The 14,698-nt window shown below is 74.0% G+C and carries 13 protein-coding genes; 6 read left to right on the top strand and 7 right to left on the bottom strand.

Annotated elements, in window-relative coordinates; translation table 11 throughout:
• Window positions 1-46 precede the first annotated feature (46 nt).
• The gene (gene menD, locus ACYVGN_RS07115; protein WP_460789759.1) at window positions 47-1,726 is read right to left on the bottom strand and encodes a 2-succinyl-5-enolpyruvyl-6-hydroxy-3-cyclohexene-1-carboxylic-acid synthase; all 1,680 of its coding nucleotides are present in this window, start codon (window positions 1,724-1,726) and stop codon (window positions 47-49) included.
• A 22-nt stretch (window positions 1,727-1,748) separates the two neighbouring features.
• Entirely contained in the window at window positions 1,749-2,213 is a 465-nt protein-coding gene (locus tag ACYVGN_RS07110; protein ID WP_460789757.1) for a PLD nuclease N-terminal domain-containing protein, read from the bottom strand.
• A gap of 76 nt (window positions 2,214-2,289) precedes the next feature.
• Between ACYVGN_RS07110 and ACYVGN_RS07105 the strand changes: the two genes are divergently transcribed.
• Complete coding sequence (locus ACYVGN_RS07105) at window positions 2,290-2,598, top strand: DUF4229 domain-containing protein (protein WP_460789755.1); 309 nt, start codon at window positions 2,290-2,292, stop codon at window positions 2,596-2,598.
• A gap of 87 nt (window positions 2,599-2,685) precedes the next feature.
• Here ACYVGN_RS07105 and ACYVGN_RS07100 read toward each other — a convergent pair whose 3' ends face one another.
• Window positions 2,686-3,639, bottom strand: coding sequence for a 1,4-dihydroxy-2-naphthoate polyprenyltransferase (locus tag ACYVGN_RS07100; protein ID WP_460789753.1), 954 nt, complete (start codon window positions 3,637-3,639; stop codon window positions 2,686-2,688).
• A gap of 113 nt (window positions 3,640-3,752) precedes the next feature.
• Here ACYVGN_RS07100 and ACYVGN_RS07095 point away from each other — a divergent pair, with 113 nt between their 5' ends.
• Window positions 3,753-5,684 carry an FAD-dependent monooxygenase gene (locus ACYVGN_RS07095; RefSeq protein WP_460789751.1) on the top strand — a complete coding sequence of 644 codons (1,932 nt, stop codon included), beginning with the start codon at window positions 3,753-3,755 and terminating at the stop codon, window positions 5,682-5,684.
• A gap of 35 nt (window positions 5,685-5,719) precedes the next feature.
• On the top strand, window positions 5,720-6,184 hold the full coding sequence (locus ACYVGN_RS07090) for a MarR family winged helix-turn-helix transcriptional regulator (RefSeq protein WP_460789749.1): 465 nt from the start codon (window positions 5,720-5,722) through the stop codon (window positions 6,182-6,184).
• A gap of 115 nt (window positions 6,185-6,299) precedes the next feature.
• On the opposite strand, the gene ACYVGN_RS07085 is transcribed toward ACYVGN_RS07090, so the two are convergent.
• The 3 genes from ACYVGN_RS07085 to ACYVGN_RS07075 all read right to left on the bottom strand — a co-directional run bounded on the left by ACYVGN_RS07085 (window position 6,300) and on the right by ACYVGN_RS07075 (window position 9,295).
• Window positions 6,300-7,463 carry an AMP-binding protein gene (locus ACYVGN_RS07085; protein WP_460789748.1) on the bottom strand — a complete coding sequence of 388 codons (1,164 nt, stop codon included), beginning with the start codon at window positions 7,461-7,463 and terminating at the stop codon, window positions 6,300-6,302.
• A gap of 19 nt (window positions 7,464-7,482) precedes the next feature.
• A complete protein-coding gene (locus ACYVGN_RS07080; RefSeq protein ID WP_460789866.1) occupies window positions 7,483-8,382 on the bottom strand; it encodes a 1,4-dihydroxy-2-naphthoyl-CoA synthase in 900 nt (299 codons plus the stop codon).
• A gap of 88 nt (window positions 8,383-8,470) precedes the next feature.
• Window positions 8,471-9,295, bottom strand: a complete 825-nt coding sequence (locus ACYVGN_RS07075; RefSeq protein WP_460789747.1) for an LLM class F420-dependent oxidoreductase — start codon at window positions 9,293-9,295, stop codon at window positions 8,471-8,473.
• A gap of 100 nt (window positions 9,296-9,395) precedes the next feature.
• Here ACYVGN_RS07075 and ACYVGN_RS07070 point away from each other — a divergent pair, with 100 nt between their 5' ends.
• Window positions 9,396-10,391, top strand: a complete 996-nt coding sequence (locus ACYVGN_RS07070) for an o-succinylbenzoate synthase (RefSeq protein ID WP_055992993.1) — start codon at window positions 9,396-9,398, stop codon at window positions 10,389-10,391.
• A 21-nt stretch (window positions 10,392-10,412) separates the two neighbouring features.
• On the opposite strand, the gene ACYVGN_RS07065 is transcribed toward ACYVGN_RS07070, so the two are convergent.
• The gene (locus ACYVGN_RS07065) at window positions 10,413-11,078 is read right to left on the bottom strand and encodes a TetR/AcrR family transcriptional regulator (RefSeq protein ID WP_156377195.1); all 666 of its coding nucleotides are present in this window, start codon (window positions 11,076-11,078) and stop codon (window positions 10,413-10,415) included.
• Between the two features lie 117 nt (window positions 11,079-11,195).
• On the opposite strand from ACYVGN_RS07065, the gene ACYVGN_RS07060 reads away from it, so the two are divergent.
• Complete coding sequence (locus tag ACYVGN_RS07060; RefSeq protein WP_460789745.1) at window positions 11,196-13,964, top strand: MMPL family transporter; 2,769 nt, start codon at window positions 11,196-11,198, stop codon at window positions 13,962-13,964.
• Window positions 13,961-14,698, top strand: a 738-nt coding sequence (locus ACYVGN_RS07055; RefSeq protein ID WP_460789743.1) for a YhgE/Pip domain-containing protein, incomplete at its 3' end; no start/stop codon positions are given. The genes ACYVGN_RS07060 and ACYVGN_RS07055, both read left to right, overlap by 4 nt.

Below are 14,698 nucleotides of genomic sequence, written 5' to 3'. Positions count from 1 at the left end.
GATCGGCCGCGTGTCCCGGCGCGGGAGCGTGTGTCAGGCCGCCGGGTCAGCGGTCGAGCGGCACCTCGATGATGCGGCGCGCGCCCGGCGCGATGAGCGCCTGGTCGAGCGCGGATCGCGTCGCGACCCGCGTGTGCTCCCAGCCGTAGGCGCGCGCGAGGTCGGCGAGGCTCGCCGCCTGGGGCGTGTACTGCACGCGCGCCATGTCGTCGGGGCTCGCGACCCGGGCCACCTCGAGGCCGTCGAAGATCGTGCCGCCGCCGTCGTTGCCGACCACGAGCTGGATGCGCGGCCCGCCCTCGCCCTCGGTCTCGCTCTCCGGAAGCAGCAGCGCCCCCACGTCGTGCAGCAGCGTCAGGTCGCCCAGCAGCACGCGCGTGACGCCCGGGCGCCCGTCGGCCTGGCTGGCGAGGGCGATGCCCAGTCCCGTGGCGATCGTGCCGTCGATGCCCGCGAGCCCGCGGTTGGCGTGCACGGGCACGCGCTTGCCCGGCAGCACCGCGTCGGCGACCCGGACGAGGCGCGAGGAGCCGAACATCAGCCGGTCGTGCGGCCAGGTCGCCGCCCACACCGCCGCGACGAGCTGCTCGCGGTCGAGCGGCCGCCGGACGGCCGCGAGCTCGGCCTCGACCGCGTGCGAGCGCGTGCGGGGGTCCGTGGACGTGAGGCCCGCGAGATCGGGGGCCGGCGCGTCCAGGTCGACGACGGCCGCGGCCGACGCCCGCATCCAGGCGCCCAGCCACTCCCGGTCGGGCTCGCCCGGCGCGACCGCGACGGCGTCGGCGGCCGTCGTGCGGTGGTTCAGGTCCAGCGCCTCGCCCGTGCCGCGCACCGCGACGACCTCGACGTCGGGGCGCGACAGCAGGGCGGTCACCTCGCGCGAGAGGGTCGGGTGGCCCAGCACGACCGCGCGCTCGATGCGTCCGCCGAGCTCGGGGTCGCGGAGCAGGGCGCGGTAGCCGTGCACGATCTGGCGCCCGAAGCGGGATCCGCTCACGATCTCGGCGATCAACGGCCATCCGCCGGCGTGCGCGATCTCCTCCGCGCGCGGACCGGCGTCGGCACCGGCGACGACCACGGTGCGCGGGCCGCGGGCCAGCGCGACGGGCTCGGGCGCAAGAGCCGGCGGCGCACCGGAGGCCGCGCGGGTCTCCCCGGCCGCGAACCACTCCGGCAGCGAACCGGCGAGGGGCTCCCGGTACGGCAGATTCAGGTGAACGGGGCCCGGGACCCGCCCCGCGGCGGCGTCGTAGGCGTCGCGCGCGAGCGCGCGCACGGCCTCGTCCTCACCCGGGTCGCCCTGGGGCACGTCCGCGTCCGCCGCGAACCGCGTCGCGCCGCCGAAGATGCCCGGCTGGACCGTGGTCTGGTTGGCGCCGACGCCGCGCAGCTCGGGCGGCCGGTCGGCCGTGAGCAGCAGCAGCGGCACGCCCGCGTGGTGCGCCTCGAGCGCGGCCGGCAGCAGGTTCGCGACCGCGGTGCCGGAGGTGCAGATCACGGCCGCGGGCGCGCCGGTCTCGCGGCCGATGCCGAGCGCCGTGAACCCCGCGACGCGCTCGTCGATCCGCACGTGCAGGCGGATCCGGCCCGCCCGCTCGAGCGCGGCCGCCGCGAGCGCGAGGGCCTGGGACCGTGACCCGGGGCTCACGACCGCGTGGCGCACGCCCCGCGCGACGAGCTCGTCCAGCAGCGCGGCCGCGGCGTCGCCGGCGGGCGACCGCAGCACGCGGGGGTCGTCCGGCGTCACGTCAGCGGGTCCGGCGCGGGGCGTCGTCCGGGCCGGGCTCGTCCGGATCGGTCGGCGCTTCGCCGTCCGCGTCGCCGTCGCCGTCGGGCTTCGCGTCCCCGGGCTTCACGTCGCCCGCCTTCGCGTCGTCGGGCTTCGGCGCGCGCGGATCCGTCTCGGCGTCGAGGCGCGCGAGCTCCTCCTCCAGGAGGCGGATGCGCTCGTCCTGCGCCGAGACGCCGTGCAGCGTGCCGAGGAAGTTCGGGTCGTCGTCGGGCGCGACGACGCGACCGGCCCCCTGCCGCCGGGTGCGGCCCAGCGCGAACCAGAGCACGCCGCCGAGCACCGGGATCAGCACGACGATCGCGATCCAGGCGCCCTTCGAGACGCCGCGGTGGCGGCCGGCCGGCTGCACCGCGCAGTCGACGATGCTGAAGACCCAGAACACCACGGCCGCGATGCCGAGGACGATCAAGAGGCGTGTCACCTTCTCATCCTAGGCTCGCCGGCTGGGCGTCCCCTCGGCCCGGCGGGCGCACAGGCGCCGCTCCTAGACTCGAGGGGTGAAGAAGTCCGCCGGCCTGTCGCTCCTGCTCTACTCGGTGCTGCGTCTCGCGGCGTTCCTCGTGCCGTTCGGGCTCATGATGCTGCTGCCGGCGTTCCAGGGCCTGTGGTGGCTCGCGGCGATCTTCGCGGCCCTCATCGGGCTCAGCATCTCGGTGCTGTTCCTCCGGCGCCCGCTCTCCGACGTCTCGGAGTCTCTCGCCGCCCGCCGCGCCGCCGCGGACCGGCCGCGAGCCAAGACCGAGCGCGAACTCGAGGACGAGCTCGAGGACGCCGCCAACGAGCGCGCCCTCCGCGACGACCGCTGACCCGCCGCGGCGAGTGCACACCAAATTTCGTGTGGATTCGGCACGCGAACACACACGAGATTTGGTGTGCACTCGAGCCAGACGAGGTCAGCCCACGAACGCCCAGAACAGGAAGCCGGCGTAGCCGAGCGACGTGAGCGAGGTCAGGGCGAGGGCCGTGATCAGCTCGCGCGGCGTGCGGTAGGTCCAGACGATCAGGATGGCCGGGCCCGCCGCCAGCAGCGCGAGGGAGGCGAGCCAGGCGACGGGATAGAAGAACGCCAGGTACCACGACGTCGCGAAGGCCAGCAGGACGAACGCGGTGTACAGCACCTGCGTCCAGCGCCGGCCGATCAGCACGCTGAGCGTGCGCTTGCCGACGCGCGCGTCCTGCTCGATGTCGCGCAGGTTGTTCGCGAGCAGCACGGCGCAGGCGAGCAGGCCGGCGCCGATCGCGCCGAACCACGCCTCCTGCGGCAGCGCCTGCGCCTGCACCCACGTGGTGCCGAGCGTGGCGACCAGGCCGAAGAAGACGAACACGAACACCTCGCCGAGCGCGTTGTACCCGTACGGCCGCCTGCCGCCCGTGTAGAACCACGCGGCGACGATGCACGCCGCGCCCACCGCGAGGAACCACCACTGCTGCGTGCGGATCGTGATCGCCAGGCCCGCGACCGCCGCGATGCCGAAGAACACGAAGGCCGCGATCAGCACGCTGCGCGGCTTCACGCGCCCGGAGGCGGTGAGCCGCGCGGGGCCCACGCGGTGCGCGTCGGTGCCGCGGATGCCGTCGCTGTAGTCGTTCGCGAAGTTGACGCCGATCTGCAGCGACACCGCGACGACGAGGCACGCGAGCGCGATCACCCAGTGGAAGACGTCGCCGACCAGGATCGCGGCACCCGTGCCGATCACGACGGGCGACACCGCGAGCGGCAGCGTGCGCAGGCGCGCGGCGCCGATCCAGTCCGCGACCGTGACGGGACGCCGCGCCGGGGTCGGCGTGTGCACACGCGCGCGCTTGGCCGGGTTGCCGCTGACTCCACGGGTCTTCTTGTTCGCCACGATGCACGATCCTACGGCGGACGCCGCGCCCTCCGGTCTTGCAATCGTTGGGGTACGGACTATATCCTCGGACCACCGCGCGACGCCGCGCGGACAGGACCGAAGGAGCTCCGATGCAGTTCTTCCAGGACGGATACCACGTGGGCGACCCGACGATCGCCCCGGCCGCGCCGGCGCACTGGACCCCCGGCCTGCCCGACGAGGTCGACGTCCTGATCGTGGGCACCGGCCCCGCGGGACTCGTCCTGGCGGCCCAGCTCGCGCGCTTCCCGGGCATCCCGACGCGCATCGTGGAGCGCCGCACGGGCCGGCTCCTGCGGGGGCAGGCGGATGGCGTCGCGTGCCGCTCGGTCGAGATGCTCCAGGCGTTCGGCGTGGCCCGCAGGCTGCTCGAGGAGTCGTACTGGGTCAACGAGACGATCATGTGGCAGCCGGATCCGGACGACCGCAGCCGGATCGTGCGGACCAGCCGCGTGCAGGACGTCGAGGACGGCCTGAGCGAGATGCCGCACGTGATCATGAACCAGGCGCGCGTGCACGACTACCTGCTCGACGCGATGAAGGCGCAGCCGTCGCGCCTGGAGCCGGACTACGGCTGGGCGTTCGAGGCCCTCGAAGTCGACGACGACGGCGATCGCCCCGTGCGGGTCACGCTCGCGCACGTGGACGGCCAGGGCCCGACCGGCCGCACGCGGACCATCCGGGCGAGGTACGTCGTCGGGGCCGACGGGGCGCGCAGCGCCGTGCGCAAGGCGATCGGCCGCTCGCTGTCGGGCGACGCCACGAACCACGCGTGGGGCGTCATGGACGTCCTCGCCGACACGGACTTCCCCGACCTGCGGTTCAAGACCATGATCCAGTCGGCCGGCAAGGGCTCGATCCTGATCATCCCGCGCGAGGGCGGGCGGCTCGCGCGTCTGTACGTCGACCTCGGGACGGTCACCGAGGAGAGCCGCGAGCGCGTGCGCGCGATGTCCGCCGAGGAGCTCGTCGAGGTCGCGAACGGCGTGCTGCACCCGTACACGCTCGACGTGCGCGAGACCGTGTGGTTCTCGGTGTACGAGGTCGCGCAGCGCATCGCGGACGGCTTCGACGACGCCGCCGGGCGCGGCCGGGCCCCGCGCGTCTTCATCGCGGGCGACGCGTGCCACACCCACAGCGCCAAGGCCGGCCAGGGCATGAACGTGTCGATGCAGGACGCCTACAACCTCGGCTGGAAGCTCGCGGCCGTGCTCGAGGGGCGCGCGCCCGCGACGCTGCTCGAGACGTACGACGCCGAGCGCCGCCCGATCGCGCAGGAGCTGATCGACTTCGACCGGGAGTGGTCGGCCATGCTCGCGCAGCCCGCGAAGGATCCGGCGCACCCCGAGCGGGGCGGCGTCTCGCCCGAGGAGCTCGCGCAGTACTGGATGCGGCAGGGCCGCTACACCGCGGGGGTCGCGGCCCGGTACACCGCGTCGACGCTCACGGGCACGGGCGAGCACCAGCACCTCGCGACGGGCTTCGAGATCGGCACGCGGTTCCACTCGGCACCGGTCGTCCGGGTCGGCGACGGGCGCCTGATGGAGCTCGGCCACGCCCACGAGGCCGACGGCCGCTGGCGCCTGTACGCGTTCGCCGACGCCGACGAGACCCGCCTGCGTGCGCTGTGCGACTGGCTCGAGACGGATCCGGCCTCCCCGGTCGTGCGCACCCGCCGCGACGGCGACGACGTCGACGCGGTCTTCGACGTGCGCGGCGTCCTGCAGGCGCACCTGCACGACATCGACTTCGCCGGACTCCCGGGCATCCTGCGCCCGCACAACGGCCGGCTCGGTCTCGTCGACTACGAGAAGGCGTTCACGGCCGCGCCGATCGGATCGGCCGTGACCGCCGGGATCGACGTCTACCGCGACCGCGGCGTCGATCGGGCCGCCGGCGCGCTCGTGGTCGTGCGCCCCGACCAGTTCGTCGCGCACGTGCTGCCGCTCGACGCGCACGACGAGCTGGCGGCGTTCTTCGAGGGCATCCTGCTGCCCGCCGCCGAGCCGGTGCCCGCGTCCTGACGGCCGTGAGGCCCCGGCTGGGGCAGGATGATCGAGTGGACGTCCCTCTCGACGACGAACCGGAGCCGCTGCGCCATCTCGGTCACCTGCTGCGCCGCGCGCAGCAGCTGCACCTCGCGGCGTGGCAGCGCGACGTGTCGCGCGACATCACGAGCGTGCAGTACGCGGTGCTGACCGTGCTCGAGCGGCTGCCCGGATCGAGCCAGGCGTCGCTCGGTGCCGAGCTCGACCTGGACCGCTCGACCATCGCGGATCTGGTCGCGCGGATGACCCGCCGCGGCCTGATCGAGCGCGCGCAGGACCCGGACGACCGCCGCCGCAACGTGCTGCAGCTCACCGACGAGGGCCGCGCCCGCGTGACGGAGCTGCGCCCGCGCGTCGACGGCCTCGAGACCGTGCTGGCGGGCGACCTCAGTGCGGGCGACCGACGCGAGCTGCGCCGCATGCTCCGCACCATGCTCGCGGGCGCCCAGCGCCAGGGTCTGCTGTCGGGCGAGTGACCGCCCGCCCTTTCCCCGACACAACGCAGGACCTCTGCGCGATCCCGGGCGTGTCGGGACGGTCTGCCGGCTGCGACACGCCGTTCGGCGGCGGAGGTCCTGCGTTGTGTCGGAGTCAGCCGGCCGCCGCCAGGCGGCGGAGGGCGACGCGGTCGGGCTTGCCCGAGGCCAGGCGCGGCAGCGCATCCACGAGCAGGATGCGCGACGGCCGCGCGGGCTTGCCGACCTGCGCGCCGACCGCGGCCCTGGCCGCGCTGAGCGCGGCGTCGGGAGACCCCACGTCGGCCCGGCGCGCGACGAGCACGGGCGTCTCGCCCCAGCGCTCGTCCGACGCGCCGACCACCACGGCGTCCGCGAGCGTGAACGCGCCCGGCACGGGGGGCAGCTCGCGCACGACGCGCTCGACCCGGTCGAGCGACACGTTCACGCCTCCCGAGACGATCACGTTGTCGATCCGCCCGGTCACGCGCACGACACCGTCCTCCACGACGCCCGCGTCGCCCGTGCGGTACCAGCGGACGCCGTCGGCGTCGCGCACGAACACCCGCTCCGTCAGGCCCGGATCGCCCAGGTAGCCGTCCGCGAGGGTGGGCCCTGCGACCCGCAGCTCACCGTCGACGGCCACCACGCGCACGCCGTCCAGCGGCACGCCGTCGTACACGCATCCGCCCGCGGTCTCGCTCGAGCCGTACGTGCGCACGATGCGCGCGCCGTGCGCCTCGGCGCGCTCGCGCAGCGGCTGCGGCAGCGCCTGGCCGCCCACCAGGATCGTCTCGAACGACGCGAGCACGCGACGCACGCCCGGGTCCTCGTCCGCGGCGTCGACCAGCGTCTGCAGCTGCGCCGGCACCAGCGAGGTGTACGTGGGGACGCGCTCTCCCCCGCGCGACGAGTGCATGCTCGAGACGACATGCGCGAACGCGGCCGCCGAGAAGCGGCCCGACAGGATGGCGGGCTCCGTGCCCTGCACGAGCGAGCGCACCAGCACCTGCACGCCCGCGATGTACCCGCCCGCGAGCGGCAGCAGCCACTGCCCCGCACCGATCCGCGCGGCGGTCGCCAGCGCGCTCGAGGTCAGCGCCGAGCGCGACAGCATCACGCTCTTCGGCACCCCGCTCGAGCCGGACGTCGTCACCACGACCGCCGTGCCGGCCGGCACCTCATCCGGCAGCTCGCGCTCCCCCGCGCCGAGCGCGACGGCCGGCCCCGCGCCGAGCGCCGCGCGCAGCGCGCGCAGCACGTCACGCGGGTCGTCCGAGTCGAGCCGCTCGAGCCTCATGTCCGGCCGGGCCCCGCGCTCAGTAGTGCCAGGGGTAGGCCGACCAGTCGGGGTCGCGCTTCTGGAGGAACGCGTCGCGCCCCTCGACCGCCTCGTCCGTGCCGTACGCGAGGCGCGTGGTCTCGCCCGCGAACACCTGCAGGCCCGGGAGCCCGTCGTCCACCGCATTGAACGCGAACTTCAGCATCCGGATCGCGGTGGGCGACTTGGTCAGGATCGTGCGGGCCATGCTCAGCGCCTCGCGCTCGAGCTCGGCGTGCGGCACGACGCGGTTCACGGCGCCCATCTCGTACATGCGCTGCGCGGAATGCTCCTCGGCGAGGAAGAACACCTCGCGCGCGAGCTTCTGCCCGATCTGCCGCGCGAAGTAGGCCGAGCCGTACCCGGCGTCGAACGACCCCACGTCCGCGTCGGTCTGCTTGAACCGGCCGTGCTCGGCCGAGGCGATCGTGAGGTCGCACACCACGTGCAGCGAGTGGCCGCCGCCCGCGGCCCATCCCGGCACGACCGCGATGACGACCTTGGGCATGAACCGGATGAGGCGCTGCACCTCGAGGATGTGCAGGCGGCCCGCGCGCGCCGCGTCGGTGACCGAGGTCTCGTCCTCGCTGTACTTGTAGCCATCCCGGCCGCGGATGCGCTGGTCGCCGCCCGAGCAGAACGCCCAGCCGCCGTCCTTCGGGCTCGGGCCGTTGCCCGTCAGCAGCACGACGCCGATCCGCGGGTCCTGGCGCGCCGCGTCGAGCGCACGGTACAGCTCGTCGACCGTGGCGGGGCGGAACGCGTTGCGCACCTCCGGCCGGTCGAACGCGATGCGCGCGATCCGGCCGTCCTTCGAGATGTGCGCCGTGATGTCCCGGAATCCCTCGGACCCGGGCGCGGGATCCCACTCGGCCGCGTCGAACAGCTCGGAGACCACGGGCGTCGGATTCGGGGTGTCGCTCACCCGTCCAGCCTATTCCCGCGGTCGGCCGGCGGCCCGGCGGCCCTTCCCCGGCAGCGTCGGATCAGGCGTCGACCACCGTGCCGGCCGAGCCGTTGCGCTCGTCGCGCCACGTGAGCCAGTGCTGCACGCGGTCGTAGTCGAGCCGGTCGCCCGAGATGCCGAGCGTGAACAGCCGCACGCCGGCGTCGAACAGCGCGTCGGCGCGCTCGTCGCGGTGGCCCAGCTCGTTCGACAGGACGAGCCCCGACAGGTCTCGGCCCTCCTTGTCGGCCCAGCGGGCGAGCACGTCGAGCTTGTGCGGCATCTCCGCGGGGTCGACGAAGCTGTGCCAGATGTCGGCGTGACGGGCGACCAGGCGCAGCGTCTTCTGCTCGCCCTTGCCGCCGATCAGCACCGGGATCTTCCGAGTCGGCGCGGGGTTGAGCGCCTCCCACCGGGCCTCGATGCGGGGCAGCGCCTCGGCGAGGTCGTCGAGGCGAGATCCGGCCGTGCCGAACTCGTACCCGTACTCGACGTAGTCGCGCTCGAACCATCCGGATCCGGTGCCGAAGATGAACCGGCCCGTGTCGCCGCCCTTCTTCGAGATGTGGTCGACCGTGCGGGCCATGTCCGCCTGCAGGTCGGGGTTGCGGTAGGAGTTGCAGTTCACCAGGGCCCCGAACTCGACGCGCTCGGTCTGCTCGGCCCAGGCCGCGAGCATGGTCCACGACTCGAAGTGCGTGCCGTCCGGGTCGCCGCTGAGCGGATAGAAGTGATCCCAGTTGAACAGGACGTCCACGCCCATGTCCTCGAGCCGGGTGACCGCGTCGCGGACGGCACCGTAGGACGCGTGGTGCTGGGGCTGGAGCTGCACGCCGAGGCGCACGGGGATGTCGATGGCTGGCATGCCGCCAGACTAGAGGCGCCCGGACGGGGCGGACTCCGGATGCGCGGATTCCGGATGGGCGAGCACTGCGTCCGGGCATCAGGAAAGGCAGGATGAGTCCATGACGCCACTCCCCCCGCTCGACGACATCCTCGGCACCGCACGCGTGGTGTCACTGCCGCTCGCGACGCGGTTCCGCGGAGTGGATCACCGCGAGGCCGCTCTGATCGAGGGGCCGGAGGGATGGGCGGAGTTCTCTCCTTTCCTCGAGTACGACGACGCCGAGGCCGCGACATGGCTCGCGGCGGCCCTGGACTTCGCCTGGCATCCGCAGCCGCAGCCCCACCGCGCGGAGATCGCGGTGAACGCCACGGTCCCGGCGGTGCCGGCCGATCGCGTCGCCGAGGTGCTGGCGCGCTTCGACGGCTGCCGCACCGCCAAGGTCAAGGTCGCCGAGCGCGGTCAGACCCGCGCGGACGACGTCGCCCGGGTGCGGGCGGTGCGCGCGGCGATGGGGCCCGAGGGGCGCATCCGGGTCGACGCGAACGGCGGCTGGAACGTCGACGAGGCGGAGCACGCGCTGCACGAGCTGGCGGAGTTCGACCTGGAATACGCCGAGCAGCCGTGCGCGACGGTCGAGGAGCTCGCCGAGATCCGCGCGCGCCTGCACGACTGGGACATCCCGATCGCGGCGGACGAGTCGGTGCGCAAGGCCGCGGATCCGCTCGCCGTGGCGCGCGCGGGAGCGGCCGACCTGCTGGTCGTGAAGGCCCAGCCGCTCGGGGGCGTGCGCCGCGCGCTGGAGATCGTCGCCGAGGCGGGACTTCCGGCCATCGTGTCGAGCGCGCTCGACACGTCGATCGGCCTGTCGCAGGGCGCGGCGCTGGCGGCGGCGCTGCCGTCGCTCGAGTTCGACTGCGGCCTCGGCACCGCGTCGCTGCTCGCGGCGGACGTCGTGACCGAGCCGCTGGCCCCCCGCGGCGGCGTGATCCCCGTGGGGCGGCTCACCCCCGACGCGGCGCTGCTCGACCGCCACGCGGCGGCGGACGACCGCCGCGCCTGGTGGCTCGACCGCATCCGCCGCTGCCACGCGGTGCTGGAGCGCGGGGGCGCGTAAGCCGCTGCGCCTCCGCTTCGCTCAGCGACCGGGCTGGTCGTCGATGATCAGATGCCCGATCCGCGCCATCTCGCGGGCGCGGACCTCGAGCAGCTCGGGCTCGGGGATGCCGGCGATGATCGCGCGGGCCGAGACGCCCTCCCACGCGGTGAGAACGATGCGGGCCGCCTCCTCCGCGGGGAGCGTGAGGCGCAGCCCCTTGGCCTGGGCGATGTCCTCGAGGAGCTGCGACACCTCGCGCAGCATCCGCGCATCCTGCGCGAGGTAGGCCTCGGCGGTCTTGGCGTCTCGCATGGCGCGGTTGCGGATCTCGCTCATCAGCAGCACGCCGAGGCGGACGTCGCCGGGCACGTCGAGCGCCTCGACCAGGCCGACCATGTCGTCGGGCGCGCCGTCGGCGGCGGGGCCGCATTCGATGAGCGCGGCGACGCGCTCGCGCACGGCCTCGACCTGCTGGCTCACGAACCGGCCGGCGAGCTCGACGAACAGCTCGTCCTTCGAGTCGAAGTTCGAGTAGAAGGCTCCGCGCGTGAAGCCCGCGCGCTCGCACACGGCCTCGACCGAGGCCTCGCCGAGCCCGACCTCCGCGAACACCTGAGCGGCGGCGTCGAGCAGCCGCGCGCGCGTGTTCTCGCGGCTGCGGGTCGGCACGCGCTCCTCGCTCGTCTCGGTCATCCGGGTCTCCATCCTGCGATTCTCCCACCGCACCCCCAGCCGCTTGCACGGGCAGGCGATTACGATACACACTTGTATCGGATACAGCGTTGTATCGACCCCTGCCATTCCCCTCATCCGGAGGCGCCTGTGTCCACCCTGCTCTACTCGCTCGGCCGCTGGTCGTTCCGCCACCCGTGGCGGGTGCTCCTGGGCTGGCTGCTCATCCTGCTCGCGGTCGGCGGCGGAGCCCTCGGCCTCAATCGGGGCTTCGACAACGCGTTCTCGATCCCGGGCACGGAGGCGCAGGAGGGGCTGCAGCAGCTGAGCCGGACGTTCCCGCAGGTGTCGGGCACGAGCGCGCAGTTCATCGTGGTCGCGGCCCCGGGCGACGACGTCACGGAGGAGACCTACCGGACGCCGATCGAGGACGCGGTCGCCGAGCTGGAGGACGTCGACGGCGTCAGCAGCGCCACCTCGCCGTACGACGAGCTGGTCACCGGCATGGTGTCGGACGACGAGTCCGCGGCCATCGTTCGGCTCCAGTTCGAGGGCACCATGACGGATGTCACGGACGACGACAAGGAGTCGCTCCAGGAGGTCGTCGACGCGCTCCGCCCCGACCTGCCGGAGGGCTCGCAGCTCGCGCTCGGCGGCGAGCTGTTCGCCACGGAGCTGCCGACCGTCACGCTGACCGAGGCGGTCGGCGTGGTGATCGCGCTCCTGGTGCTGATCGTGACGTTCCGGTCCTTCGTGATGGCGGGCCTGCCGCTCGGCGTCGCGCTGATCGGCGTCGGCGTCTCGCTGCTCGGGATCGTCGCGGCCACGCAGTTCGCGACGGTGTCTGCCACGACCCCGATGCTCGCGCTCATGCTGGGGCTGGCGGTCGGCATCGACTACGCGCTGTTCATCGCGGCGCGGCACCAGGACCAGGCGCGCGACGGCATGGAGCTCGAGGAGTCCGCGGGCCGCGCGACCGGAACGGCCGGATCCGCCGTCGTGTTCGCGGGCGTGACCGTGCTGATCGCGCTGATCGGTCTCGGCTTCGCGAACATCCCGTTCCTCACCACGATGGGCATCGCGGCGGCCGTCGCGGTCGCGGTGGCCGTGCTGATCGCCGTCACGCTCACGCCCGCCCTGCTCGGCTTCGTGAAGCACCGCGTCGTGGGCCGCCCGCGCCGCGCGCAGAAAGCCGAGCCGTCCCGCGCGCCGCGGGAGGGCTTCAGCACGCGCTGGGTGCGCGGCGTCACGCGGCATCCCGTGGTCACGACGGTCGCGGTCGTCCTGGGTCTCGGGCTCATGGCCCTGCCGGTCGGCAGCCTGGGCCTCGCGCTGCCGAACGCCGGCGTGCTGCCCGAGGACAACGAGGCGCGCATCGGCTACGACCTCACGTCGGAGCACTTCGGCGCGGGCTTCAACGGCCCGCTCATCCTGACCGGCACGATCGTGACGTCCACCGATCCGGTCGGCCTGATGGACGACCTGCGCGCCGAGGTCGAGCAGATCGAGGGCGTGAGCGAGGTCGCTCTCGCGACCCCGAACGAGACGGCCGACACCGGGATCGTGCAGATCGTGCCCGAGACCGCGCCCGACGACCCGGCCACGAGCGAGCTCGTGCGGGAGCTGCGCGCGCACCACGACGAATGGCTCGACGAGTACGGCATCGACCTCAAGGTCACGGGCACGACGGCGGTGTCGATCGACATCTCCGACCGGCTCGGCGCCGCGCTCGTGCCGTTCGGCATCTTCGTCGTCGGCCTGTCCTTCGTGCTGCTGATGATCGTGTTCCGCTCGATCTGGGTGCCGCTCAAGGCCGCACTCGGCTACCTGGTGTCCATCCTCGCCGCGTTCGGCGTGGTCGCCGCGGTGTTCTCGTGGGGCTGGGGCGCCGACCTGCTGCACGTGACGCGCACGGGCCCCGTCATCGCGTTCATGCCGATCGTGGTGATGGGCGTGCTGTTCGGGCTCGCGATGGACTACGAGGTGTTCCTGGTCTCGCGCATGCGCGAGGACTTCGTGCACGCCGCGCGCCGGCTCGGCGGCTCGCGCGAGGTCGCGGTCGAGGCCGTGCGCAGCGGGTTCGCGGCCTCGGCGCGCGTGGTCACGGCGGCGGCGATCATCATGTTCGCGGTGTTCGCGGCGTTCGTGCCCGAGGGCGACGCGAACCTCAAGCCCATCGCGCTCGCGCTCGCGGTGGGCATCGCGGTGGACGCATTCGTGGTGCGGATGACGCTCGTGCCCGCGGTCATGGCGCTGCTGGGCGACAAGGCCTGGTGGATGCCGCGCCGGCTCGACCGGATGCTGCCCCACTTCGACATCGAGGGCGAGGCGGTCGAGCGCGAGCGCGCGCTGGCCGATTGGCCCGAGCCCGGATCGACCGCCGTGATCGCGGCGGAGGATCTCGAGGTCGCGGTGGAGGACGGCCCCGTCCTGGCCTCGGGCGTGACGCTGCGCGCCGAGCCGGGCGACGCCCTGGTGCTGACCTCGGCGGATCCGCGCGGCGCCCGCGCCGTGGGGCTCGCGATCGCCGGCCGCACACCGGCGACCGGCGGCCTGCTCCGCGTCGCCGGGCACCTGCTCCCCGGCCGCGCCGCCTGGGTGCGCGCCCACGTCGGCCTGGCCCTGCTCGCTGCCCCGGAGCCCGGCGAGGCGCCCGCCCGGGCGGTGCGCGCCGCGGCGCGCGCCCCGATCGTCGTGATCGACGGCGCCGACGCCCTCGAGCCGGCGGCGCGCGACCAGGTCGCCGCCGTGCTGCGCGACGCGCGGCACGCGCTCGCGCCGGATCCGCTCACCGTGGTGCTGACGGCATCCGACCCGTCCGCCGCGCAGCGGCTCCTGTCCGACGCCGGCTGGGTCGGCGTCCGTCGTGTCGACGTCTCCCCCGCTCCCGCGACCATCCCGAATGAGGTCTCCGCATGAACCGCCTCCGCAGCCTGACCCTCGCCGGAGTCGAGCGCGCCCGCAGCACCCGGCCCGTCTCGTGGCTCACGGTGCTCGGCGTGCTGCTGCTCCCGGCGCTCGTGGGCGGCGTGCTCGTCGCCGCGCTGTACGATCCGGCCGAGCGCCTCGACAACATGACCGCCGCGATCGTCAACCTCGACGAGCCCGTGACCGTCCAGGACCAGTACACGCCGCTGGGCCGCCAGCTGGCGGCCGGCCTGGTCGAGGGATCGGATGACGTCGACGGCAATCTGACCTGGGTGCTGTCCAACGAAGACGACGCCGCCGAGGGCCTGGCCGACGGCACGTACCAGGCGGTCGTGACCATCCCCGAGGAGTTCTCGGCGGCCGCGACCTCGGCCGGGCGGAACCTGTCGGGGTCCGATGAGGCCCCCGAGCAGGCGACGATCGACGTCGTGACGGCGCCCGACGCGCGCATCGTCGACGAGGCCATCACGAGCCAGATCGCGTCGGTCGCGACCGCATCGATGGGCCGGATGCTGTCGGAGGCGACGCTCGAGAACGTCTTCATCGGCTACACGACGCTCGGCGAGCAGCTCGGCGAGGCGGCCGACGGCGCCGCGCAGCTGGCCGACGGCGCGGGGGCCGCGCAGGACGGCGCGGAGGAGCTCGCGGGCGGCGCCGCCGAGCTCGGCACGGGCGCGGGCGAGCTCGCGTCGGGCGGCAGGCAGCTCGCGGACGGCGCGTCGCAG

The organism is Microbacterium lacusdiani (genome assembly GCF_054779895.1).
This window is presented reverse-complemented; position numbering and strand designations above follow the sequence as displayed.